Here is a 24,387-nt window from a genome sequence, read left to right as displayed (position 1 = left end):
GCTCTCCTTAGTGTACTCCTGTCTTAATTCTTCTCATATTCGATTTCTCAATAAGCGTCCAGAGTTCAGTCCCGTCTTCAGGAAAACAGGCAGCGCCCGATTCCACCGCTGAATCAACGTCCCATGCTTTCTCTTCAAAAACACGTTTGCGGATCGTATGGTTGAGAATCCTCGTGAGATTCTTTATCTCCACCTCATCACCGCCTCTTACTGCGGCGTAGAAATCGCCTCCTCCCTTTCTCGTGATGAAGGCATTGTTTCCCGCGCAGTACTTGATGACCTTGGCGACCCTTGCAAGAACACCGTTCGTGTAATCAAAACCCATCTTCTTATTATACACATGGAGATGGGGAAGTTTCACGGACAAAAGATAGAATCGGTTGCCCTTTTTTATCATCTTCTCCAGAATTCCAAGAAAGGTAGCAAACTGAATGGAACCTGTCACTGGCTCCACCTCCTTCACTTTCTCAAGATGGTCCCGCATCCAGAGGTATGCATAGTGCAGGGACAAGAGAGAGGACACGTTTCTCAGGAGGGCGATGGAACCCTCTTTCAAAGAAAGATCGGATAGAGATCCAAACCCCATAACCCCAACGATAAAGTCTTCGACCATGAGAGGAAAGCCAAAGAATTGCCTTGTCCTTACCGATTCTCCGGCGAAAAAGAGAGGCTTCTCTCTGAGGTATCCGCTATTATGGGGAAGGAGTAGTTCCCCACCACCCTCCATCACGAGGGACACAATGCTCTCGCGCAGAGGGCATTCTTTCTTGACATATTCCTTGGCTGCGATGCCGCAGGCATCATAAATGAAGATCCGGCCACCCTTCTCCATCCCCACGAAACAGAAATCGGCTCCGGACAAAGCCAGCGCCTCGCTCATTATGCTGCGGGCCGAAATCTTCGCCGCGTTGAGGTCACTAAACATACCCATGATGCGCTTTTCGGCAGCAAGGTCTTCGATCCTGTCCTCCATGTCCTGAAATCTCTTCTCCCTCTCAATTTCCTTGTGCATTATAGAGGCAAAACTGCCCAGGATTTTCTTTTCTCTGTCCGTAAATACATACTTTTTTTTGCTGTCCACGACTATCACACCATCCGTTTCGACAGGATAGGTCATGAAAGATTTGATGTTCTCCTTGGCACCGTAATAACCTAAGGTCGCCTCATCCTTGTCGAAATTCGGGATAATCAGGGGCTCGTTGTGTTTGAGAGCCCACCCTGGCAGCGTACTTTCCACTGGAATCGCCCTGCTCTTACTGAAGCTGGTCGCAAAGGTCACCGAGGAGGCACACTTTAGCATTTCCTTTTCCTTCAGAAAAAGGGCAACGGTAAAGGCTTCGTAGACATTGAAGATAAGTTGAGAAATATGGTCTATCATGTTGAGAGAAATTATGTCACCACCACATTCATGGTTTCAGAGCCGGACGGGGCATACTCTTCAAAGGATACATCAGTCTCTATATGGAATTTTTCGAGCATCCTGCAAAAATTGCACATTCCCCCATTGGCTGGATACCCGCAGATTGCACAAAATCCGCCTTCCTTTCTTTCGCCTTCGTTCACCATCTTGAGGTAGCCCTTTATGAACTGGAGCTTGGTGCCCGGCGATCTTTCCTCAAGTTTGTTGAGCATGGCCTTATAGGTAAGTGATTTTGCCTTTACCGAAAAGGGACACTCCTCATAGATGTAGTCGATATTATTGATGATCGCATAGGCTGCCATCTCGCGCTCGGAGCAGAGAAAAAGGGGCTTCACTTTCCGGGAAAGATGACCGTCTATCCCCTCTAATACAACATTTTTCTTCCAGAGGTACTCCTCTTTCCAGTAAAGGATGTTGCCGAACAGGGCAGCCGCCTCATCGTCGAGATTGTGACCCGTGACGAGAGTATTGTAACCCTTGTCCATGCACACCCTGTTCATAATGTACCGCTTAATCATCCCGCATGCGGAACAGGGGGCTCTTCTGATTATCCGCGCCAACTCCTCTATCCCTTTATTGAAAACGTGCCGGAAAGGAAAGACGTAGACCTTCCGCTTCAGTAAGTCTGCCACGGCTCTGATCCTGTCCAAGGAAGGATCGGAATAATTTTCTATTCCGAGGTCGACATAGATACCATCAGCGGCGTATCCAAGTCTATTCATCATGTACCAGAGAGAAAGGCTGTCCTTACCCCCGGAGATAGCCACAATGGGTCTGTCCTCATCTCCGATCAGATGGTATTTTTCGATGGTGGTCCGAACCCGCTTTTCAAGGAAAGTGATGAAATCATCCGCACAGAGCGCAGTATTGTAAGCTCTGAGACTAATAGTAGCGGTCTGCCCGCACACTCTGCATTTCATCCGCCCGATATGACCCTGATCAGTTTCACTTCGTCGTCCTTCTCCAAGCGGGAGTCCTCGGTAACGAGCTTGTTATTGACAACAACGAGATGAGACTCTCTGTTAAGGGAAAACTGCTCCAACAACTTGAGAATAGTCATGGGTTTTTCGAGCTCATGGACCGTACCGTTATACTCAACCTTCATAGTCAATTGTTTAGCATAACGGGCGGCTATTGTAAAGGAGAGTGGATGGCGTTGGTAGCGCTGGGTTTCTTGGCATATGCAAGGTCCTATACAGGTTTATTGTTTTGATCGGACCTGACATTTGGCGGAGACTTAATACGCATTACAAACAAATATTATGAATGCTCCCTCACTTTCATATAACCTTTACTTTTATTGCCGTATAGTACGTGTCAGTGTTTATGAAATAACTATGTCTTCCTTTTTGCCGGTACGAACCGGATAAAGCGCGATACTGTCATGACCTTCGGATTCGACTTGAAACAAAACGCTATGGTCCGCTCTCTCCATAAGAGGAGAGAGCGGCGGGGTGAGATACCAGGCTTTTATGCGTGCGACCAGACGGTGCTTTCCTTGGCGGATCAGTCTTGTCCTATTTTACGAGCTGGTTTAGGCTGGCACTGATGCAGGCGAGCCGCCGGACACGCTCTTTTTCCAACAACGTTTCCCAAGCAGAATTATAATCATGGAATAAGGCTTCCAGGGCAAGTCATATCTGTAATGTTCGTCGGGGAGTCTTTATACTGCCTTGAACCGCTGTGACAGAGTTATGCGTTACCGTGATTTGTCTGTCTTCAAAATTGCCGTCAATTGCCTTATCGGTTCATATACAAAAAAGTTAATCGGGAATGTCCTGAAATATATGTCCGGAGGTGTCCTACGGGTTGATTAACCCTGAGAAATGGCTCTCGGAGCAATATCGTCTCTGTGAATGATGTACATGGTCGACAAGAATATTTAAAGGCGTGTCTGCTCGCTTCTCTGGTCTTCTTATAGAGTTCAATTGAGTTTCGAAAAATTTCCTAAAAAACACGAAAAACTTTTCTTGATTTCACAAAACACGTGTGAGATACTATATTTGGAAGTTTCGGAGACGTTCTTGGTAGTACACAAAAATTATTTTTTGTAATACTTCGAAAAGACAGTTCCGTACTCCTCAATATTTCCTAATAAGGAGGCATCATTTTATGGCCACAGGAACTGTAAAATGGTTCAACGAGTCAAAGGGTTTCGGTTTCATCACAAAAGATGAAGGTGGTGATGTATTCGTCCACTTTTCAGCGATCAAGGGAACAGGCTTCAAGACACTTTCCGAGGGGGACAAGGTCGAATTTGATGTCGTCGACGGCCCGAAAGGTCCGAGCGCCGCGAATGTAACTAAAGTCTGATACTTAATTAAGTCAAAAAGGGGGTTCAAAACCCTGAGCCCCCTTTGCCATAGCAAGACAGAATCTGAAAATACAGAAGGGGAGGTTTGTCTTTTGACGCTTCGCTAATTGGCATCAGTCCTTCGTATTTAAATATTGTTCAATATCTTCTACTCTCTTTACACCAAAACTCCCTTGAGGCATTCATCCCTACCTCATGAGAAACGATAGAAATTGTACAAGATGGTGGTTTCTGTAATATTTCTGATGGTAATCTTCGGCAAAGCAGAATGACGTACTACATCATTATGATCATATGAGTCGGTTATCATGGGTGGAGGCAGCGATTTCCGCATAAATGGTCTTTCCTTTGAACAGTTCCGTTATTTCCTGGTCAGTATTGGGCTGGAGAATAAACCTCTTCTACCTCTCTTTGTGATAAAAAATGGCGGAGTTGTATTGCCTAAGTCACAAAATTGATTGTATTCTGTCAGAAGATCTATTTTGTGGAAGACATTGATGAGCTTGGAATAGCTCACCTTCGACGGACCGTAGACGACTTGGACCTATTCCGCGTGACCCATGCTTCCAGAGGAAACCTCTTTGCAGGTGGGATTTTCCCTTAGAGTCACCAGTATACCCCGCAGTGACCATTGTTATCACGCCTTACACAACGTTGGAAGGTAAGAAGCAAGCAGACTGCGAAGGTCGCCTTCTCGCGGGCGTGACTCTATGTTTTTCCCTGCTGTGTCTTTTGTCCAGCTAACTGCCGCCAAGAATATGAGGATAAAGAAGATGAGGCGCTCTCATGGACGAGGGGTGGAAGATATGAGGGAAATCGAAACCCGTCAGACGGTCGTCTCTCACCGCCATCCTAAACAAGTGCCCTCCTCCCATAGAACCTGAAGATCCTTGAGGAAATCTTGGCGGAAAAGCCTTTTCAGCAGAGGAAGGGGTATATCTACGACAGGGCGTTAAATCTTACGTAAACTTCCTGGCCGACTATATTTTTTCTCATGCCGCCCTTGGCTGCCCTCACCAGGACGCAGAGACAATTGGCAAACGAGCGTTTGCAACGCATAGCGAAGCAACCCGTAATCATGTATTTACAACCGACTATCCAAACCGGGTAACATAGCAGCACCCACCCACGCCACGTTACCCGCTGCCAAAACCGAAGTACAAGCGATCCTGACGGCGGTCTCGTTCCCCTTTGGAAGAAATCATTATGCAGGCTGACCTTCAGACTTTCAGGACTCGCGAATTTTTCGCCGAGTCCCGTTCCCATGACAACGAGATCAACATCAGATGCGTAAAAGATAGTGCACGATCCGTATCCTGCAATCTGTACAATGCCCCTCGAATCCAGTATGACTGAAAGGGCGGCTGATTCGACTCCCTGACTTGCCTTTATGATTATCTCTTTGACTCTGTAAGAATTTTCATTGTTATTTTGTACCGCCGTATAACAGGTAAATTCAAAAAAACGCCAGATTCACTTTGTCCCACCGCTCAGATTATGAACCAGTTTTGCACCTATGAGAAATATGCAGGCTGCATAATATATCCATAGGAGAAATACGACGATTGCTGTGAGGGAACCGTAAATGGCACCGAGGCGGAAGGCCTTCCACGTAATATAATAGGTAAAAAGAAATTTCGCTGTTTCGATGAAGACCGTGGTAAAAAGGCCTCCGAGCATAGCATGACGGAGGATTCTTTTGGAGGGCAATACCTCATAAAACAGAGTGGAGACCACAAAGATGGTACATACCGGCACGATATATTCAGTGAACAGGCCAGTGACCCATCCGATACTGAGCTCTGGGAAAAATTTCGACAACTCACCTATGAGGCTGATGAACAATGTGGCGAAGAAGGATGCGAAGGTAAGGGTGAAAAGCAAGATCGCGGTAACAATATTGAGGGCGAGCGATTTAAGAAAAGGCCGCCTTACTTTTACTCCGAACATAGTCTGCACGGCGATCTCCACCGCGAACAGCAGGTCCAGCAAGAAAAAGGCGTACACGATGAGTGTGATAATCCCTATCTGTCTTTTGATGACAATGGTACCCAACTCCTGGGTGATCTGGTGCGTAACGCTCGGAAAAACATCAGACAAGAGCTTTAACAGAAAATCGTGAAACGCGGTGTATCCTCCAATGAAGTAGCCTAGAACCGAGAACATGAGGAGGATGAAAGGCACAAAGGCAAGGATAAAGAAACAGGATATAGCGCCAGCGAGCATGGGCCCCCCGTCTCGCATAAAACCTCTGAAACTTCTCCATATGAGCCGCATACAATCTCCCGTTCGACAAGTCAAAAAATATCAAAATTTCCAAATATCCTGAGACTAAAATGCCACAAACGCCGGGATTTGTAAAGCAAATGCAGGGAAAGACGGGACTTGGAAGCCTCTCAATAACACCATCAATACCTCAAGGGCCTGTCCCGGAAGATCTTCATTCTGGATCCGCAGAAGTACGGCAAAACCTGCTTTCTTCGCATACTCTATGCAGAAGAAGTGGAGCCTCCCATGGATGCAGGGTAGACTGTGACGACGAGGTAATTTTTGCCTTCAAACCGTTTATATTCCACATCTCCTATCCTCTTGATTCGGCTGACCGAAGGTCTTTTCTCGGAAGGGTCGCTGCCTGATAGAAAAGGGTCGGCCTCAAGAAGCATATTATACGATTTTCCATAATCCGAGATATGGATGACGAACCGCCGCCCTTTGTCGTCGCCCACCCGGATCGTCACTTCCTCTCCTTCGGTACAGACAAATTCAACGATATTGGTGAGGGCCTCCGCCACGGCGAATTCCATCTCTCTTATCCGCTGCCCGCCATACCCGGCCTCTTTCGCCCACCCCGATATGAATTCCAGGAATTCCGGTATGCTGCCGGAATGGGCCTGGAGTGTCAATTCCCCGAGAGTCTTCATTCCTGTAATCTCCTTCTTGCTTCACTTGAACAAAGGTCTCCAAAGTATCCTCAAAAGACATTCCAATAATAAAGGAAGGGTAGAAAGAAATCAAGGTAAACCCATCCGCCAAATTGCCCACAAAAAATGGAGCAGAAGGACATTCAGGAAGAGAGAGTTGACTCAAAAATTGGTGTTGCCGGCACGATGCAACCGTCAGCCGCGCAAAAACTAAAATGAGACCTTTGGGGGTTTTTGTCAAGAGGAACTTTTAAGACGGGAAAATATGCGCCATGTTGAAAAGCAAAAGCAGTTTTCGGGGATGGGTAGGGTAAATATCATTCAGACCTCATGAAACGGCGTAACGGGGCGCAAAAAAGCCTGTATTTATGCTTGGTCACGCGCAGAGAAAACATAGCAATGTCTGCATTCGGTTGTTACGGTTTCACCCTTTCCTGTCCCCCGTTTCCGGCGGAGAAACACCACGGCCAAAATTAAGCCTGCCAATAGTTTAAGGGTGGAGATTTTTTCGCCGCATGCAAGCGAAAAAATACTACCCGTCAATTGACAGGCTTGATGGCCGAAGCGTCGATGAAAGAACTAAAAAAATAAGTAAAAATTATATATTGACACGCATCTATGTAATGCACTATAATTATACATAGACTGACATCTATGTGAGGTGAAGCGATGGGCGAAAAGTATAAGGAATATGCACAGTTGTTTAGAGTTATGTCCGACCCGAACAGGTTAATGATTATTGATATGCTATCTTGCGGTGAATTATGCGCTTGTGTAATTTTGGAAAAATTTAATATTACTCAACCAACATTATCACATCACATGAAATATCTTTGCAATAGCGGGTTAGTGGATGGGCGCAAAGTAGGGAAATGGACATTCTACTCATTGAACAACAAAAACGTGCATGATTTCAGAGCATTTTTTGAAAGAGTTACCACAACGAAACAGGATTGTATATGTAATGAAATCATATGTGAATGTGAAGTCTAAAGGTAAAGGTAGCAAAATAAATCTTATGATGAGGTAAAAAATGTACGAAGAAATCAAAATCAAAAAAGTTGAAGACTCCTGTCAAATGTGCGAGGACTATGCAGAGAAGCACGCTACAACCCCTACTAAAGCAGCAATCATGTCCTGTGAGGGCGCTTGCGCGAGAGGTGAAGTATCACGGAGAGCCGCTAACCTAATCGCGTACAAAATTTCACCCGACAACACAGTAAGAATCTGTTTAGGCGGCGCTTTTACAAAAGAAGGTGGGCAACGGGATTTAGTACGGACAACTCATAAGGCTATTACTATCGAGGGATGTTTTATTAGCTGTGCGTCAAGAATGATGAAAGCTGTAATTCCTGAACTCAACGTATTGGTATTGGATGCCTGTGAAATTCATGATGAAGATATACCTTTCGGCATTAATGAGATGACTGATGATGAATTTAATCGGCTTGCGAAAATTGTGGCAGAAGAAGTCACTAAAGAATATATCAATAAATAAAGAAGGTGAGATTGTCATGGACAAAATTATCGAACAAGTAAAGGAATACTACGGCAAACAACTACAAAACAAAGATGACCTCAAGACCAGTTCGTGTTGCGCCATTGATAGACCACCCGCAGAGATAAGGGACATACTGCCCCTAATCGCGGATGAAATACACAACAGGTTTTATGGTTGCGGTTCACCGCTGCCGCCCTTGCTTGATGGAATGACGGTGCTTGACTTAGGCTGTGGAACAGGGCGCGATGTCTATATTGCGTCAAAATTGGCCGGAGAATCTGGCTGTGCTATCGGCGTTGATATGACGGATGAACAAATTGGAATAGCCATCAAGTATCAGGACGAACAACGTGAGCGTTTTGGTTTCAAAAAATCAAACGTGAAGTTTTTAAAAGGCTATATTGAAGATCTGGAATCTCTCGGAATTGGAAATAACAGTATTGACGTTGTTATCTCAAACTGCGTTATAAACCTTTCCCCTGCAAAAGAACAAGTTTTTAAGGAAATATTACGTGTTTTAAAGCCGGGCGGCGAATTGTTCTTTGCTGATATTTTCGTCGATAGGCGTATTCCAGAAACTCTTGCGGTTGACCCCATACTGCGAGGAGAATGCCTAAGCGGCGCTATGTATGTTGAAGATTTCCGCACTCATGGCAAAAGTCGGATGGGCTGATTTCCGTTATACAAATATTCGAGAACTCGATTTCGATAATGAGGAAATTGCAAAAATACTTGGCTTTGCAACATTTTCATCACGAACGGTACGCACCTTCAAGCTTGCTGATTTAGAGGATATTTGTGAGGATTACGGTCAAATAGCCTATTATGATGGTAGTATTTCGGAGCATCCCCATTTCTTTGACCTTGACGACCATCACCGGTTTATTACTGGTAAACCCATGCTTGTCTGCGGAAATACAGCTTCTATGGTTTCCGATACCCGATATGGAAAGGTTTTCAAAGTGATTGGTAATCGTGATGTGCATTATGGAGCGTTTGAGGGCTGTGGAACAGACAGTGGGGGCGCGAATGTAGGATCTGATTCATGCTCGTCTGGTTCATGTTGCTAACCTAATATCTTGTGAGTGAGATGCATGAATAATGTCAGAACCAGGGTGCGCTGACACTAAATAATTATAGTGATGGAATAAAGAATAAGAATGATTATAACTGAAAGACAATACAAGCGTATTGAGCAGTATCTACCAACACAGCGGGGCAATGTAAGCATTGAAAATCGAAGATTAATCAATGCCATACTGCATATGGCTGCAAATGGAGGGCATTGCCGGAATCCTGCGGGAAGTGTGGTACACGGTGTATATAAACATGCTAACCGCTGGGCTAAAAACGGTGCTTTGGAACGCTTATTTTTAGCGCTCCAAAAAGAGCAAATTGCCTTTATCAATGTAGAATTCTTGCACTCGACAGTACATTCACCATGACGGTTGTGGCGCATTAAAAAAACTGGAAAATAAGCAATTGGAAAGGCTCGAGGGGGTTTGAACACCAAGCTTCATGTGGTATCCGCAGATGATAAGATCGTCAAAGCAGTGATACTCTCCAAGCGGCGAGCGCCACTACGCACCCGAAGGGCGCAAGTTCCTGTTGGCCAAAGGGAAAGTAGCTAATCCTATTCCTCTTTTGATGGATCACAAGTGTATGAGGGTGACGAAATGCGGTATCCGGCTAAATCCTTGGGTTACCTGCCTGTTGTTCCGCCAAAGAGAAACCGCAAAGAACCATGGGCATATGATAAAGAGCTTTACAAACACAGAAATGCTGTCGAGCGATTGGTTTCGACGTATAAAGGAGTTTCACGGGATATATACACGCTACGACAAACTGGATGTTATCTATTTGGGCTTTGTGTATTTTTTGCTTTGCGGTTATTTGACTCAATTAGTGTTAATAGTACCTAAACAATTGTGTTTTACCGCAAATTGCTTTACACCATTTCCCTATTTTAGTAAAATAGACGACTAATCATATGAAGTAACGTCTGAATCCGGACTGTCTATGCTTTTCAACTCTTATTTTTATATCTTTCTATTTCTTCCTGGAACCATCACCGTCTATTTCATTCTGAACAGACATCGGCTTACCATCGCTTCCAAGACCTGGCTCGTTATTGCCTCTCTTGTCTTTTATGCGTGGTGGAATCCCATATATACATCCCTCATCCTGGGGAGCATTGTCTTCAATTACGTTATGGGAAGGTTTATCTGCAGAAAATGGGAGAATAGACGTCACGCGCGCACGAGAAGTATTCTTTACGCCGGAATCGCCGGAAACCTTATCCTCCTCGGATACTTCAAGTATACCGATTTCTTTATCGCAAATATGAATTCTCTCGCTAAACTAAGCATACCCCTTGCACAAATCGTCCTGCCTCTCGGCATAAGCTTCTTCACCTTTACCCAAATAGCATACCTGGTCGATGCGTCCAAAGGGGAAGTAAAAGAATATAGCGCCATGAACTACGGCCTTTTCGTAACCTTCTTTCCCCACCTCCTAGCGGGACCCATTATCCATCACAAAGAGATGATGCCCCAATTCGACAGGAGGAAAAATAAGGTCGTCGATTCCGGAAATCTTGCCCGGGGGATCTGTCTCTTTTTTGTCGGGTTATTCAAGAAGGTGGTGATTGCCGATACATTTGCGGTCTGGGCGAACGCGGGCTTCGGCAGCACTGGAGACCTCACAATGATTGAGGCATGGACCGCCTCTCTCTCGTACACCCTTGAGCTTTATTACGACTTTTCAGGATATACCGACATGGCATTAGGTTCATCACTGATGTTCAATATCATTCTGCCCGTCAATTTCGACAGCCCTTACCGATCGCTTAACATCCAAGAATTCTGGAGACGGTGGCATATGACCCTGGGCAGGTTCATGAGGGATTATGTCTATATTCCCATGGGCGGAAACCGGGTCGGTGAGCCACAAACACTCCTCAATATAATGATAACCTTTTTTATAGTCGGGCTTTGGCATGGCGCAGGCTGGACCTTCGTCGCCTGGGGCCTGATGCACGGCGCCGCACTTGTAGTCCATCGTCTGTGGGGGAAACTCAACATCTCAATGCCTAAATGGCTCGCGTGGCTCATCACCTTCAATTTCGTCAACATATGCTGGATTTTTTTCAGGGCTCCAAGCTTCAGCGACATCGTCAAAGTATTAAAAGGCATGGCCGGCTTGAGCGGAGCAGAGATTCCTGAAAGCTTTGCATTCAGAGTGGCAACTCTTGGGGGTTCATGGCAGACTCTTGACACACTCTTCGAACGGATAGGTAAAGGGGAGATCATCCTTGGAATGTTTGCAGTCTTCCTTCCCCTCTCTTTTCTCTTCAGGAATTCGAACAAGATAATAGAAAGCCTTGAACCCGACGTGCCTCAGTTGATAGTGTTCTCTCTTGTCGCGGTAATATCCATCCTTTATCTCGGCTCCTATTCCGAATTCCTTTACTTCCGGTTCTGATGCCATGAAAGCGAAGAGATCCGCATACAGTCGATGGTTAAAACGGTTTTTTGCCATACTTCTCGCTCTTCTGACGCTGGTCACGTTCTTCAATATATTCGTCGACGGAGTAGGAATATTCAGCCTCGGATCGGGCCTAAAGTATATGACATTGAGCCTCCTCAACGGGAAGATGATAGCCGGCCGTATGAGTTATGACGAGAGGGAGTTCCAAAGGCTGGTGGTTGAGCAATATTCGGCTCGCCGGGATATGGTAGTTATCGGTTCCTCCCGTACAATGGTGCTCAGAAAGAGGTTTATAGGAGGAAACCCTGACTTTTTCAATCATTCCGTGTCAGGAGCGGTGCTTCAGGATCTTTTCGGGATTGTCGGCCTTTACAGAGAAAAAGGTATCTTTCCTGCGACGGTGATACTGGGAATCGACCCATGGATGTTCAATAAAAACAACGGGCTGGGCAAATCATGGCGGACCCTTGACAGTTGCTACCAGGAAATAACGGCGGAGATCAAGAACTTAAGGGACGGTGGGACCGCGCAAAAAAATAAAACAGAGACGATAAGCAAGGAAAGTCGGTTTGCCCGATACGCACAACTCATCAACCTTGATTATACAATACAGAACTTGGAGTTTTTGAGATCGGGCAATAAGCTTCGCATAACCGATACGGTGGAAATTGATGATTTTGTAAGAGAGCCGGACGGAAGCATCCATTTCCCATACGGGATGAGGCGCATGCGAATGATAAAGGATGGCCCTTCAAATGCAATGCCAGATATATATTTCAAGGATTTCAAGTCCTTGTACGGCACCGGGCAGTTTGAAGGTCTGGTCCATTATCTCAACAGACAAGAGGTGCGAGTGGTATTCTTCCTGCCGCCCTTTCACGGCGCCGCATATCAATCGTGTTTTACAAACTCGAAATACGGGATTGTTCCTGAAATTGAAACCTACATTAGAGATTTCGCTCAACAGAACGGCATCGCCGTTATCGGCTCCTACAATCCTGCCCTGTACGGATTTAAGGGTGAAGATTTTTTCGACGGCACTCATGCCCATGAAACCGTAATGAAAAAACTCTTCGAAGGATTCAGATAAGTCATGGATATTCTGCACCTGCAATAGTCTTGAATTTTGGCTACCCAGAGTTTATACTTGGGTGTTTTGTTAACATCCTAGGATCCCCAGATGTATAACGACAGAATTGATAGCGACAATAATACCCAGGTTGCCCGCACGCTGGCACAAAGTGATGAAACATCAGGTCCAGCAGACAGCCCGGGCTTCAATCCGAGTATTTCGGGCCGCTTTACAGACAGGGTCATCTACGGGTCGATTCTCGTAAGCCTCTTTGCGATCAGTTTCTGTGGCATTTCGGGCGGAATGTTTCAACCAATCGTTGAAGCCGCACAAGTATCCCGTTGGTCAAGGCTTGTCATGAGTATAAGTATCTTGTGGGCATTGATGGGTACAGCTTTTCTCCTCTTTCGCACGGTCCTATGGCTTATCTACCGTCCTTTTCCTTCGGCCACTCCCGCCAACGCGCCATCGCTCACCGTCATAATTCCTGCATATAATGAGGGAGCCATGGTGAAGCAGGCCATAAATTCGGTACTGTCTGCCTCTTACCCAAGGGAGAAACTTGAAGTCCTCGCCATAGACGACGGCAGCAAAGACAATACGTGGTCGCACATCAGGGAAGCCGCTAGCAAGCATCCGCACTTGGTGACGACAGTCCGCTTCCCTGAGAACAGAGGAAAACGTGCGGCCCTAGGCGAAGGATTCCGCAAAGCGCGAGGAGAGGTCGTTGTCACTGTGGACTCCGACAGCGTCATTGATTCAAACACACTCCTCGCCGTCGCCGGTCCCTTCCGGGACCCCCGTGTCGGCGCAGTTGCAGGGAAAGTTATCGTACTTAACAGGGACCAGGGGATCATACCTAAAATGTTGAAAGTACAATTCATACTGGCATTCGACATGCTACGGGCGGTACAGTCGACCTACTCCACTGTCTATTGCTGTCCTGGGGCCCTTTCGGCGTATCGTTCCTCCGCAGTCCGCCTAGTTCTCTCGAGATGGCTTAATCAGACGTTCCTAGGTGTCCCATGCACTTACGGAGAGGACCGGTCTCTCACGAACTTTGTACTGTCGGAAGGGTTCGATACGGTTTACCAGAGAACTGCGAGGGTACACACCATCGTCCCGTGGACCTACGAGAAACTCTGCAAAATGTATCTCAGATGGAATAGGAGCTATATACGGGAGACAATCCATTTCTGGAAAATCATTTGGAAAAGGCCTCTGTGGCCGCGGGCAATCTCACTCATTGATCTTCTCATCACCAATATCCGGTATCCCATAAGCTACCTGAATCTTGCCCTCTTTGTGACCCTCTCCATTAATCGGCCCACCACGGTAATTAACCTCTTCAGCGTCATCGGTCTTTTCTCGGCACTCAATATGGCGTATTATCTGAGAAGTGAACGTTCCTGGGATTTCCTTTACGGTATCTTATATTCCTATTTCTCTTTCCTCGCGCTGTTCTGGATCTTCCCCTACGCGTTTATCACTGTCCGAGCGAAATCCTGGATGACACGTTAGCACCTCTGGCAGACTCGACGCGCTCTTTGCGCCTGGACCTCTTTCAGGAATTTTATGACCTTATCACCCTGTTCAAATCCGTTATTCAGTCTGCTGCGTAGAAAACACCGCCTGCGAAACTTACCGATGACCGTCCATCGTACCATTGGTCATATCCAACTATCTCAGAGCGGCTACCTTCAAGGAGACTTAACTGGAAATATATGGCCGTGAGTCCACATATTCTTCTCCGGTCTTCTTCCATCCTGACCTCATTGAAAAATCCGTACGCATTCACATTCTTCACGTGCTCCAAGATAGCTTCATCCTTTTTTCTTGATTGCGAAAGTATCTTCCGGTCAAGGATAAAAGGGTCGCCGAATTGAGCTCCCATGTGGGCAAGGTCCGCTCCAGCCACGACAAGATAGGGCTTTCCGTATGCTTTGAGGACCTCTTTGAGGCTTGAAAGCGGGATCGTGATCTCTTCGTCTTCAAGGCTTTTGCTGCCGGTTATCTGCTCGTGCATTGATCCTGTGAGGATAGGTAGGATCTCAATCTTATGCCCGGCCGTCATGAATTGTATAATGGGCAGCTGGAGCTCTATGGAATGCTCTCTTCTGTGAGGCCATTCCTTCACGCACTTACTCAACTCTCTGCGCGCCTTTATCATACCGCAAAGTTCCGGCGAATTCGGCATGATACCGATGGGGGTTGCAAAGTCCTTTTCTGAGATGTTCCACATATCTTGAGTGAACGCATGACACGTACCAAGGAGCACAATGAGGGGCTTCTCCGCACCTTTCAGGTACCTGTACACCCTCCTGTACACATACCCTCCCCTCCCGTAATCAATATGAGGAGCGAGTATACCAGTAACCTCCCCTTCAGGTTCGGGAACTTCTCCCGTGGAGAGCATTCTATCAAGAAATGCGAGGAGTTCATCTCTCTCTCCCGGGTAACCTTTACCAGCCAGGCAAGATTCTCTTACCCCCGCCTTCTCATACTCGTCCTTAAGCCTCAGAAAATGACTGACAAATCTGTCATTCATAAGAAAGAGGTTCAAATCCATGGCCTCCACAAGACCCAGGACCTGTTCTATTTCAATGATCTGCCCAAGGGTACGCTGGTACTCGTCCTTAAGCTCTTCCACAGTTCTTGTCCCATCCATCAAAGAGAGAAGAAACGCCGCGTGCTTCGATACAATAAGGGAGTGGTCTGCGATGTCTTCCGTATCCTTGAGAAGTATCATTTCGGTCCCCTCGTGGTCAAAGGGGGATGCATCAATCCATCGCAGTTTGGGCTTTTCCATATTTAATATATAACATGGGAAGGTCGAAAAAAATAGGAAGAGAGTAGGAGGAAGAAAAAGGGAAAGAAAGATTCATTGATTCAGGCGCTTTTGATAAAACGGAAACGGATGAGCTGGCCAATCGCTTCGTCTTACGACATTATAAGGCTGTTGATGGCCTCTCTATGCAGAAAAGGATTGCAGTCGCAAGGCTGCGGAATTGATGGACAAGAGGGCGTGATCCAAAGCAGGGTCAAGCGGCAATGGACTTAGCGGAGAATATCAGGCAGAAGAACGATGGTCATGCTCCTCCTGCCCTGAAGCATGATAGTGGAATACAAAATACAGGAGAGTAGTGACGAGTCGGCAATAATCCCGTGCCGAAATGTCCTGCCCAAGCGGCCATGGTATGGGTTCAGTCTCCATGAACTCCATCGCTGCGACATACATCGGACCGAGTTCGAGCCTTTTACTTATGCGATAGATTCAGGAATCAAGATCAAATGTCTCCTAGCCCCACCGACTTTTTCTGCAAGTTGAGGTTTATGGTCTGAACTTGCACGTAAAGCGAGAGGGTACTCTTATCCGTTCTCAACAGCGGAGGGACACGTATGTATTCCATCCCATGACTATATTCAAGGTTGAAGCCAGATCTCTTGCGACCGTCCTTTGCAGAACAAATCCAGATGCATCCGCAGTCATGCATTCATCCACTACTATCTGTTCATCACGGCAGCTCAGAATTATAATCTTTATTTCCGGGTGGAGTTCATTGAAAACACGCATGATATTAATCTACCTGGCAGGGCACGGAAAGGTCGACCACGGCAATATTTGGCTTCACCATGCCTGCGATCTCAAGAAAAGATTTCTCATCTGCGACCATCATCACCACGTCAAAGGCAGATTCGGGTAAATCTCTGACATCGCCGTCCATTTTCTGATGGCTGTCTGCGACCAGTACCATTTTGTATCCCATCGCTCTCGTTATATGCTGGTCTTTTCTTTATGGTGGTAGTCTAAAACCCTCGTGCGGACTTGCCCGGTCATCTTCTCGAGCGCCTATATACGATCAGTCCAGAATTCCCGTCCCGTAGACATCATGCGGGCTTCGTTTTGGCCACCTCTTCCGGTTCGTCAAAGATATGCGGTGCCGCTTGGGGACACAATGCGCTGTTTGATGTGATCAGTTAGAGAAAGGGGTAGAGGGGGTGACGCGTATTTGACAACCCGGTCTTTCACCCTTATAATATATGAGATATTTTTCTCAAGGAGGCTTCAAAGATGAGTAATGCTGCTCAGGGTTACAAAGGAAGCGATGACTATATTGCTTCTAAACCGCTCATGGAGATTGTTAACGTAGCTATTGCGCTGGGGAAACCCCTCGTCATAAAAGGAGAACCCGGAACAGGCAAGACCCTTCTCGCCCACAGTATTTCAAGGGCACTTAACAAGCCGCTCTTCATTTGGAATATAAAATCATCGACCAAGGCGAAAGATGGCCTTTACGTGTATGATACGGTCCAGAGGTTGAACGACGCGCGTTTCAAAGACAAGGATATTACCGACATTAGGCAATATATCAAGATGGGTAAACTCGGACAGGCTTTCAGGGCGGACGAAAAGGTGGTACTCCTCATTGATGAGATCGACAAAGCTGATGTGGAGTTTCCCAATGATCTCCTCAATGAGCTTGATGAGATGTCATTCCATATACCCGAACTGGACGAAGAGGTGGTGGCTAATCACCGACCTGTGGTGATCATTACGAGCAACTCGGAAAAGGAGCTTCCGGATGCTTTCCTTAGAAGGTGCATATTCCATTACATAGAGTTCCCCGGCGAAGAGATGATGGAGCAAATTGTAAAGGTCCACTATCCAGATATCGAGACAAAGCTGATGAAAGAGGCAATAAAACGTTTTTACTGGATACGGGAGATGGATGGTTTAAGGAAGAAGCCTTCCACGAGTGAGCTTATCGACTGGATAAAAGCCCTTTCCTTGGGCGGTGTGAGCATAGATAAGATAGCCACTGAAATCCCGTTCCTGGGGACTATTCTCAAGAATGAGCTTGACACGGACAGATTTGTAAAATTGTCTCAAGGGCGCGGGTCTAATTTTGGGTTCAAGAGAAGGTAACTAATGTTCACCAATTTTTACTATACTCTCAGAAACAAGGGAGTACCAGTCTCGGTGACCGAATGGGTCTCTTTTATTGAAGCCCTTTATCACGGCCATTTCCAAACGAGCCTAAACCACCTTTATTACGTTGGCAGGGCTTTTCTCGTGAAGAGCGAAGCATATTACGATCAGTTTGATCTTGCGTTCCAAGAATATTTTGGCGGTATAAAGACAGATGATGTGGACCTCACCAAGGTGCTCGACTGGCTTGAAAATCCACTAAACAATCTCCCCCGGCTGACCCATGAAGAGATCGCCGAGATGCAGCAGAAAATGGAAGAGTTTCGGAAGCAGCACGACACGGAAGAACTGATGAGACAGTTCAGGGAGAGGTTAAAAGAGCAGACGGAGAGACATGACGGAGGAAGCAAGTGGATAGGCACTGGAGGCAAGTCTCCCTTCGGTGCATATGGAAACCATCCTGGCGGCATCAGGGTCGGAGGCGAATCGTGGATGCAGTCGGCAGCAAAAGTTGCCCAAGAACGGCGGTTCAGGAACTACCGAAATGACATTATTCTTGATGTGAGGCAAACCAAGATGGCCCTGAAAAAGCTCCGGGAATTGAAGCGCGAGGGGTCACAGGAAGAGCTTGACATAGACGAGACCATCGAAAAGACGGCCAAAGAAGGCGGGGAGATTGAGCTTGTTTTTAACAGGTCGAGAGAAAACAGCGTGAGGATTATTCTTCTTATGGATACGGGCGGATCAATGCTTCCCTACACAGAGCTGTGCGAACGACTTTTCTCTGCGGCATCACAGATGGAGCACTTCAAGGAGTTTAAATACTTTTTCTTTCATAACTGCATTTATCAGGATATCTACGAAGATATAGCCAATTACAAGAGGATTCCCACGGAGAAGTTTTTGGCGAATTTCGACAAGCGATACAAACTGGTGCTCGTGGGAGATGCAAGGATGGCTTTTTCTGAACTTTTCGACATAAATGGTTGTATCGACTATTTTTCCTCCAATGAGACACCGGGCATAGAATGGCTTCTGAAGATAAAGGAGCGCTTTCCACACTCGGTGTGGCTCAACCCGACCCATAGAAATTACTGGGGCCATTACACGGTAGACAGCATATCGAAGGTCTTTCCCATGTTCGAACTCACTATAGACGGACTTAAAGACGCAATCAAGGCATTAAAGTCGAGGCCTAAACGGTCGCTTCTCCAAAATTAGCATGGCGACGCCCCGGTTTCGTTGTTGGCATCCCGGGCCGTTCTTCGAAGCAGTTGTTCAGTTTTTTGGGGAGATCCTTTATACTCTCAGAAAAAATGCCTGTTAAGAGACTTTTATACTATTCATACGCAAAAATCCTTGAAAGAGAAGTCAGGAAAGGTGTTTTGCCTACCCACATAGGGCTCATCCTGGACGGCAATCGGCGATATGCCGTAGAAATGGGGTTCGACGATCCAACCATGGGCTATATGGAAGGAGCCAGAAAACTGGACGATGTGCTAAAATGGTGCGCTGATCTCGACATAAAAATCATCACCATCTGGGTCTATTCAACGGATAACACCCAGAGAGACAAGGGGGAGATTGAGGGCCTCCTTAAAGTAGTAGAGCGGAAACTAGATGAACTCTCCAGGAACCCGCTGGTAAAACTGAATGGAGTCAGGATCAGGGTCTTGGGCAATCTCAATCTCCTGTCGGAAGAGTTGAGGGATGTTATCAGAAGGTGTGAGGAACAGACGAAGGATCACGAACACCGCATCCTCAATATTGCGGTGGGGTACGGGGGCCGGGAAGAAATAGTCGAGGCGGTCAGGCAGGCCATCAGGGGAAAAAATGGTATGCCCCATGAAAGCCTGGCCGAACACATCACCATGGACGATATAACGAGCCATCTTTACACCTGTGGTATTCCAGACCCCGACCTCATAATAAGGACAAGCGGCGAGATACGTCTGAGCGGATTTCTTCTGTGGCAGAGCGCGTACAGCGAGTTCTATTTCTGTGACGCCCTCTGGCCGGTCTTCAGAAAGATAGATTTCCTGAGAGCCATAAGAAGTTATCAGCAAAGGAGTCGTAGATTCGGGAAATAGAGAATAAGGAGAGGCGCAATGAGGTCTTCGGCACAGGGGCAATCCTGTTTTGCATAAGCACTCCACCGTTAAATCCAGGAAGATCTTGATTCTACTCATGGTTTTGCTAGGGTTCTTCCTTACAGCCTTGATAGGACATATCTGCTATCTTTATTATCATCAAGGATGGGGTGAGATAACCGTCTTTTACCGGTATCTCCTGAATCCCAAGAGGCTCCGGCTTTTCATAGAGTCTTTTGGTCCTTTCGCCGCAGTTGTCTTCGTGATAATCCAGGCCCTGCAGGTCGTGTTTGCCCCCGTCCCCGGAGAGATTACCGGCTTTGTCGGGGGTTATCTGTTTGGGAATGTTTTGGGAACTATACTTTCCATCATTGGACTAACCTTGGGTTCCGTCGGCGCCTTCTATCTTGCGCGGATCTTCGGCCTAAAACTCGTGAAAAAGGTGGTAAAAAAGGAGTACATCGCCAAATTCAACGAATTTATCACCCGCAAGGGGCTCTACGTCAGTTATATACTTTTCCTGATCCCTGGATTCCCGAAGGATTCGCTCTGTTACCTTTTAGGACTAAGCCACATAAGATTTCTTGATTTTTTCCTCATGAACCTTTTAGGAAGATTGCCCGGTACCGTCATCCTCACGTTTCAGGGGACTGCTGTCAAGAATGCACACTACAAATCCTTCCTGATTCTGCTGATCGGAAGCGTCGTAGTAACACTAACCCTCTATCTTACAAGAAACTACACAGTCGCCTACTTCACCCGTATTGTCCACAAATTAAAAAAAAATAAGGATGATCAACACGGGCCCCATCCTGTAACAGAAAAAAAGGCCAAGTGAATGGGCGATGAGGTGCCGTAAAAGACATACAAGCGGAGAAGATCCATGCAAGGTATATCGTCCCTTCATTTCCAGTATAATTGATACGTTTCGACTCATAGAACGCTGCCTCTGGTTCCGGTTCTTCCTCTTTGGCCCGGGAACATTGTTATCGCAATCGTGATGTCGTAACACGGCCAGGATCCAGGATGGAGTAGAAAGTCAAAAGTGGGTTGTTGATGCCTAACCCCGATTTTCATCGGCCACAACGCCACTATTAAGATGGGTGGAACCGCTAATGGCAAAAATTCGGCTATATCACCACGCAGGGCGTCCTGGGGAGATGCCTTCGATTACGTCAAGACATCCCCTCGGGGCGGAACTTCAGCTGAACTTCATAGAAATCTCCGAGATTGGTCGGTAAAGGGGGTAATGGGTCGATCGCCTTCAATGCCCGCATGATTGATTCGTCAAAGATCCTGTTACCCGAGCGGGCATCCACGTCCATATCGGTTATCTTACCGTCTTTCCTGATCTTTATGGTAACAACAGTCAGGAGGTTTTTGGCCACCGCTCCCGGGATACCCCACGTGGAGTGTATCTTCTCCATCAGATCATTCAAATATTTCTGTGTTGCCAGATCAAGGATCTGGCCAGTCCCTTCTCCGGCAAACGGCGCATCAGGCATGCCTGGTCCGTCTCGTCCGGCGGCCTTTGAGCTCCCTCCGATCTCAAGTTGATCAGTCCTCTTTCTTATCTGTCTCAATTTTCTGTTCAGGGCTTCCAGTTCTTCCTTTGAGGGCGCGACTAATCTTTTCTCGACTGCCGGAGTCTCCTTGACTGGCACCTTCTTTTTGTTTATGGATACTTCGCTCTTGTCTAATCTCACAGGCGTGGGCTTTGAGGGTTTTTCTTTGACGACCTCGGGCTGCTTGACCCTAGCAGGTTTCGGAGTCTCCTTGACCGGCACCTTCACCCCCTTCGGCATCTCCACATTCTGAAGCCCCTTGGATCCTCCTCCCATCTCACCTACAAGATTGACAGAGTATGCAGATGATAGGTCTATCTTCCTTGTAATATTACCAAAGGGTATGCTGAATGCGGCGATGGCGGCAAAATGCAGAAGAATCGAGACAACCAGCCATTTGTACCAAGGCGCTTCGCTCATCGTTCATCGGGAGGTCTTGTAACTATATTGATTTTCTCTATTCCCGCCTCTCTGATCAGTCCCATGCACGAGACCACGAAACCGTAAGGGACGTCCTTGTCAGCCCTAAGATATATCTCCTTATCTTTTTTGTTCGCAAAGAGAAACTGCATGGCCGCTTTCAGGTCTTTCACGTCGAGTCTTTTTTCATTCAAGATGAGCCTCCGATCCTTTGTGACACTCAATACCTGGGGCTCCTCTTTCGTCGGCATCGGCTTAGTCGTTACCTTCGGGATGTTTATATTCATGCCGTGCTGCATCATGGGCGCAGTTATCATAAATATAATCAGAAGGACAAGCATTACATCGACAAGGGGAACTACGTTGATCTCGGACAGGGGGCCTTTTGAATCTCTTGAGGTCTTCATTTCTCGAGAATATTGAGTAGATACATAGAAGCGTTTTCCATCTTCGCTACGAGTCTCTTGTGGCGGCTGTTAAAATAGTTGTATGCGAGGACTGCCGGTATTGCCGTGGCGAGACCGATGGCGGTCGCGATGAGAGCTTCACTGATTCCTGGCGCGACGACTGCCAGGCTCGTCGTCCCCCTTACTCCGATCTCCCTGAAAGAGTCCATGATGCCCCAAACCGTTCCGAACAATCCGATGAACGGGGCAGTATTAGCCGTGGTAGCCAGAAACGACATCTGCCTCTCCAGCGTCTCTGATTCTTCCGAAATTGTTATCCTCAGTACATTCTCAATAAGTGGAAGGGTCTCCGGCTCCAGTTTGGGATTATCTTTCTGTTTTGCGCTTATTTCTTTATATGTTACGAGCAATAACTTATAAAAAGGGTTGTCGGGGCTATCCCTATACGTACTCAGGAGCTTTCCGAAGGAATTGGTCTCCCGGGCTGCAGCAAGAAACCGCGCTCCTTCTCTCTCTACCCTGTTGAACTGCTTCAGTTTCATCAACATTATGGTCCAAGACGCGATGGAAAATACAAAGAGAATGGCTATTACCATCTTGGCCATAAGACTTGCGGAAGTTACGAGGCCTAGGAATCCTCCCGAGTATATATGCAAGCTTGAGTCACCCATTCAAAATTTTACAATAAAACTCGTCCATATGTAAAGAAAAACCCCTGGGGGGAGGCCCAGGGGGAAGGGGGGTTATTATGAGAAGCGGATGGAGGTAATTTTTAAATAGATTTATATTGTGAAATATAGTACATTCTTTTTATCATTTTTACCGATTTTATCGGCATAATTTCACATAAAAGCCAAGTGCTGTAAGTAATGCTGAATGCAAAACGTTCGTATTGTGAATTTTGTAACATGCTCATGTCAGATAATACTGCGTAATCAATCTCCTGTCAACTAAAAAATTACAACTTCAAAAAGGGTAAATTTGCCCGCTTCCACTTCTTAAATAGGCATTGAGCTTCCGCCATTTCACCCATTTCTGTCTGTACGGAATGGAGTACAAATATAGAGACAGCGAATAGCGGAAGCGGAATAGCCCAAAAGAAGATGTGGAGTGCAGAATTTGAAGACAGTCATTATCGAAACACGTAGAATGTGGAGCGGATGACGCAGAGAGAAGGGGAAACACTCGCGGTTGTTGTTCCATCCGGAAAAATCCTGGATAGGGTACCAGATACAGCATGGCGACTCAAGAAGATCGGCCAATGCTTGGTGATATTGTAGGTGGGAGAGTGGCTATCCTACCTTAAGGCAAGTGGCATAGCCAAACCCATCACCACAGAACAGTCTCACGAATAGCCTTGATTTCGGTGCATTAACCACGTAAAATAGCGTTATAATGAGATAAGGAGTCTACACTTATGACAAAAATAGCGGAAGGTATTCAATTCGTGGCAGGACAGGATGAATTCATTCCTGACTCACATGTGTACATAATAGGTGATCCGGCCTCGGGCGACCTGTCCATGATCGACGTAGGACTCACAGGAAAGGGAAACTACAAGATCGGGGCCATAAAGAGGATGGGTATTGATCTGTCGTCGATCAAGAGGGTCATCATGACCCATACCCATCTCGACCACATCGGCTGTCTCTCCGAGATACAGAAACAGATACCGGGCGTAGAGCTTTGGGTGCACACGATGGAAGCAGAACTCCTTGAGAAAGGGCAGGACAATGCGGTGTACGGGATGAAGGAATTTAAAAATATGTGCCAGATGCAATACGGACTGAAGGATGAAGCCTTTGCGTTCAAAGTGGACTGTAAACTGGAGGGCGGCGAGACGTTAAACCTCGGAAACATGGAATGGGAGGTCATCCATATTCCCGGCCATTCCATGGGAGGGATCGCGCTTTACAGTCGCGCTCTCAAAACATTGATTCCCGGTGACGTGATTTACGCGGACTACGCCATAGGCCGGTTTGACCTTTACGGCGCCAATGCGGCCCAACTGAAAGCATCCCTCTATCGGCTCGCGGAACTGGAAGTCGGTATGCTTCTGCCGGGACACAATCAGATAGCGAAAAATCTTCCAGCCGACTACGTAATAAAAACCGCCAAGGCCTGGGAGCCCTACCTGACGTAAGAAGCGCCGCGCCGAGGATGGATTCATCTGGCAAGCTCCTCCTTGCTTTTCTTGAGATCATACGGCTCAGCGCCACCGCTATATAACATACTCCCCGTCAATGAGCCTCATGTCC

The 24,387-nt window shown here is 46.8% G+C and carries 24 protein-coding genes; 14 read left to right on the top strand and 10 right to left on the bottom strand.

The features are described from left to right. Nucleotides 1–7 precede the first annotated feature (7 nt). The 3 genes from LBQ00_05895 to LBQ00_05885 are packed head-to-tail and all read right to left on the bottom strand — an operon-like array spanning nucleotide 8 to nucleotide 2,525. On the bottom strand, nucleotides 8–1,378 hold the full coding sequence (locus LBQ00_05895) for a GAF domain-containing protein (GenBank protein MDR2018384.1): 1,371 nt from the start codon (nucleotides 1,376–1,378) through the stop codon (nucleotides 8–10). A gap of 11 nt (nucleotides 1,379–1,389) precedes the next feature. Further along, nucleotides 1,390–2,340 (bottom strand): TIGR00269 family protein, encoded by a 951-nt coding sequence (locus tag LBQ00_05890; protein ID MDR2018383.1) that lies wholly within the window; start codon nucleotides 2,338–2,340, stop codon nucleotides 1,390–1,392. Beyond that, the gene (locus LBQ00_05885) at nucleotides 2,337–2,525 is read right to left on the bottom strand and encodes a MoaD/ThiS family protein (GenBank protein ID MDR2018382.1); all 189 of its coding nucleotides are present in this window, start codon (nucleotides 2,523–2,525) and stop codon (nucleotides 2,337–2,339) included. Before LBQ00_05885 ends, LBQ00_05890 begins: the two co-directional genes overlap by 4 nt. Before the next feature lie 1,007 nt (nucleotides 2,526–3,532). Here LBQ00_05885 and LBQ00_05880 point away from each other — a divergent pair. Next, nucleotides 3,533–3,733, top strand: coding sequence for a cold-shock protein (locus LBQ00_05880; protein MDR2018381.1), 201 nt, complete (start codon nucleotides 3,533–3,535; stop codon nucleotides 3,731–3,733). 1,474 nt (nucleotides 3,734–5,207) lie between these two features. Here LBQ00_05880 and LBQ00_05875 read toward each other — a convergent pair. Further along, complete coding sequence (locus LBQ00_05875) at nucleotides 5,208–6,011, bottom strand: YihY/virulence factor BrkB family protein (protein ID MDR2018380.1); 804 nt, start codon at nucleotides 6,009–6,011, stop codon at nucleotides 5,208–5,210. 212 nt (nucleotides 6,012–6,223) lie between these two features. Continuing rightward, nucleotides 6,224–6,655 (bottom strand): ATP-binding protein, encoded by a 432-nt coding sequence (locus LBQ00_05870; GenBank protein ID MDR2018379.1) that lies wholly within the window; start codon nucleotides 6,653–6,655, stop codon nucleotides 6,224–6,226. Nucleotides 6,656–7,324: 669 nt separating this feature from the next. Between LBQ00_05870 and LBQ00_05865 the strand changes: the two genes are divergently transcribed. The 8 genes from LBQ00_05865 to LBQ00_05830 all read left to right on the top strand — a co-directional run bounded on the left by LBQ00_05865 (nucleotide 7,325) and on the right by LBQ00_05830 (nucleotide 14,238). Further along, complete coding sequence (locus tag LBQ00_05865; GenBank protein ID MDR2018378.1) at nucleotides 7,325–7,648, top strand: metalloregulator ArsR/SmtB family transcription factor; 324 nt, start codon at nucleotides 7,325–7,327, stop codon at nucleotides 7,646–7,648. 40 nt (nucleotides 7,649–7,688) lie between these two features. Continuing rightward, nucleotides 7,689–8,153, top strand: a complete 465-nt coding sequence (locus tag LBQ00_05860; protein ID MDR2018377.1) for a putative zinc-binding protein — start codon at nucleotides 7,689–7,691, stop codon at nucleotides 8,151–8,153. Continuing rightward, the gene (locus tag LBQ00_05855) at nucleotides 8,086–8,829 is read left to right on the top strand and encodes a methyltransferase domain-containing protein (protein MDR2018376.1); all 744 of its coding nucleotides are present in this window, start codon (nucleotides 8,086–8,088) and stop codon (nucleotides 8,827–8,829) included. The genes LBQ00_05860 and LBQ00_05855 overlap by 68 nt, the downstream gene beginning before the upstream one ends. Beyond that, nucleotides 8,786–9,226: a hypothetical protein gene (locus LBQ00_05850; GenBank protein ID MDR2018375.1), complete on the top strand. Its 441-nt coding sequence runs from the start codon at nucleotides 8,786–8,788 to the stop codon at nucleotides 9,224–9,226. The genes LBQ00_05855 and LBQ00_05850 overlap by 44 nt, the downstream gene beginning before the upstream one ends. 90 nt (nucleotides 9,227–9,316) lie before the next feature. Next, nucleotides 9,317–9,601, top strand: coding sequence for a hypothetical protein (locus tag LBQ00_05845; GenBank protein ID MDR2018374.1), 285 nt, complete (start codon nucleotides 9,317–9,319; stop codon nucleotides 9,599–9,601). A gap of 574 nt (nucleotides 9,602–10,175) precedes the next feature. Next, the gene (locus LBQ00_05840; GenBank protein MDR2018373.1) at nucleotides 10,176–11,639 is read left to right on the top strand and encodes an MBOAT family protein; all 1,464 of its coding nucleotides are present in this window, start codon (nucleotides 10,176–10,178) and stop codon (nucleotides 11,637–11,639) included. Between the two features lie 4 nt (nucleotides 11,640–11,643). Beyond that, the gene (locus LBQ00_05835; GenBank protein MDR2018372.1) at nucleotides 11,644–12,735 is read left to right on the top strand and encodes a hypothetical protein; all 1,092 of its coding nucleotides are present in this window, start codon (nucleotides 11,644–11,646) and stop codon (nucleotides 12,733–12,735) included. A 90-nt stretch (nucleotides 12,736–12,825) separates the two neighbouring features. Next, nucleotides 12,826–14,238, top strand: a complete 1,413-nt coding sequence (locus LBQ00_05830; GenBank protein ID MDR2018371.1) for a glycosyltransferase — start codon at nucleotides 12,826–12,828, stop codon at nucleotides 14,236–14,238. 85 nt (nucleotides 14,239–14,323) lie between these two features. Here the strand turns inward: LBQ00_05830 and amrB are convergent, their stop codons facing one another. Both amrB and LBQ00_05820 read right to left on the bottom strand, forming a co-directional pair. Then, entirely contained in the window at nucleotides 14,324–15,526 is a 1,203-nt protein-coding gene (amrB, locus tag LBQ00_05825; GenBank protein MDR2018370.1) for an AmmeMemoRadiSam system protein B, read from the bottom strand. Nucleotides 15,527–16,295: 769 nt separating this feature from the next. Next, nucleotides 16,296–16,472, bottom strand: a complete 177-nt coding sequence (locus tag LBQ00_05820; GenBank protein MDR2018369.1) for a hypothetical protein — start codon at nucleotides 16,470–16,472, stop codon at nucleotides 16,296–16,298. A 317-nt stretch (nucleotides 16,473–16,789) separates the two neighbouring features. Here LBQ00_05820 and LBQ00_05815 point away from each other — a divergent pair, with 317 nt between their 5' ends. The 4 genes from LBQ00_05815 to LBQ00_05800 all read left to right on the top strand — a co-directional run bounded on the left by LBQ00_05815 (nucleotide 16,790) and on the right by LBQ00_05800 (nucleotide 20,575). Further along, nucleotides 16,790–17,644, top strand: coding sequence for a MoxR family ATPase (locus tag LBQ00_05815; protein ID MDR2018368.1), 855 nt, complete (start codon nucleotides 16,790–16,792; stop codon nucleotides 17,642–17,644). A gap of 3 nt (nucleotides 17,645–17,647) precedes the next feature. Then, on the top strand, nucleotides 17,648–18,868 hold the full coding sequence (locus tag LBQ00_05810) for a VWA domain-containing protein (GenBank protein MDR2018367.1): 1,221 nt from the start codon (nucleotides 17,648–17,650) through the stop codon (nucleotides 18,866–18,868). 95 nt (nucleotides 18,869–18,963) lie between these two features. Further along, nucleotides 18,964–19,737, top strand: coding sequence for a di-trans,poly-cis-decaprenylcistransferase (gene uppS / locus LBQ00_05805; protein ID MDR2018366.1), 774 nt, complete (start codon nucleotides 18,964–18,966; stop codon nucleotides 19,735–19,737). A gap of 85 nt (nucleotides 19,738–19,822) precedes the next feature. Next, nucleotides 19,823–20,575, top strand: coding sequence for a TVP38/TMEM64 family protein (locus LBQ00_05800; protein ID MDR2018365.1), 753 nt, complete (start codon nucleotides 19,823–19,825; stop codon nucleotides 20,573–20,575). Between the two features lie 337 nt (nucleotides 20,576–20,912). On the opposite strand, the gene LBQ00_05795 is transcribed toward LBQ00_05800, so the two are convergent. Genes LBQ00_05795 through LBQ00_05785 form a run of 3 tightly spaced genes read right to left on the bottom strand, consistent with a single transcriptional unit; the run spans nucleotide 20,913 to nucleotide 22,785 of the window. After that, a complete protein-coding gene (locus tag LBQ00_05795) occupies nucleotides 20,913–21,722 on the bottom strand; it encodes a TonB family protein (GenBank protein MDR2018364.1) in 810 nt (269 codons plus the stop codon). Then, nucleotides 21,719–22,129 carry a biopolymer transporter ExbD gene (locus LBQ00_05790; protein MDR2018363.1) on the bottom strand — a complete coding sequence of 137 codons (411 nt, stop codon included), beginning with the start codon at nucleotides 22,127–22,129 and terminating at the stop codon, nucleotides 21,719–21,721. Before LBQ00_05790 ends, LBQ00_05795 begins: the two co-directional genes overlap by 4 nt. Continuing rightward, a complete protein-coding gene (locus LBQ00_05785) occupies nucleotides 22,126–22,785 on the bottom strand; it encodes a MotA/TolQ/ExbB proton channel family protein (GenBank protein MDR2018362.1) in 660 nt (219 codons plus the stop codon). The genes LBQ00_05790 and LBQ00_05785 overlap by 4 nt, the downstream gene beginning before the upstream one ends. Before the next feature lie 761 nt (nucleotides 22,786–23,546). On the opposite strand from LBQ00_05785, the gene LBQ00_05780 reads away from it, so the two are divergent. After that, a complete protein-coding gene (locus LBQ00_05780; protein MDR2018361.1) occupies nucleotides 23,547–24,272 on the top strand; it encodes an MBL fold metallo-hydrolase in 726 nt (241 codons plus the stop codon). Nucleotides 24,273–24,387 lie beyond the last annotated feature (115 nt).

It is taken from the genome of Syntrophobacterales bacterium (genome assembly GCA_031274925.1).
In the GTDB taxonomy this organism is placed as follows: domain Bacteria; phylum Desulfobacterota; class Syntrophorhabdia; order Syntrophorhabdales; family Syntrophorhabdaceae; genus PNOM01.
This window is presented reverse-complemented; position numbering and strand designations above follow the sequence as displayed.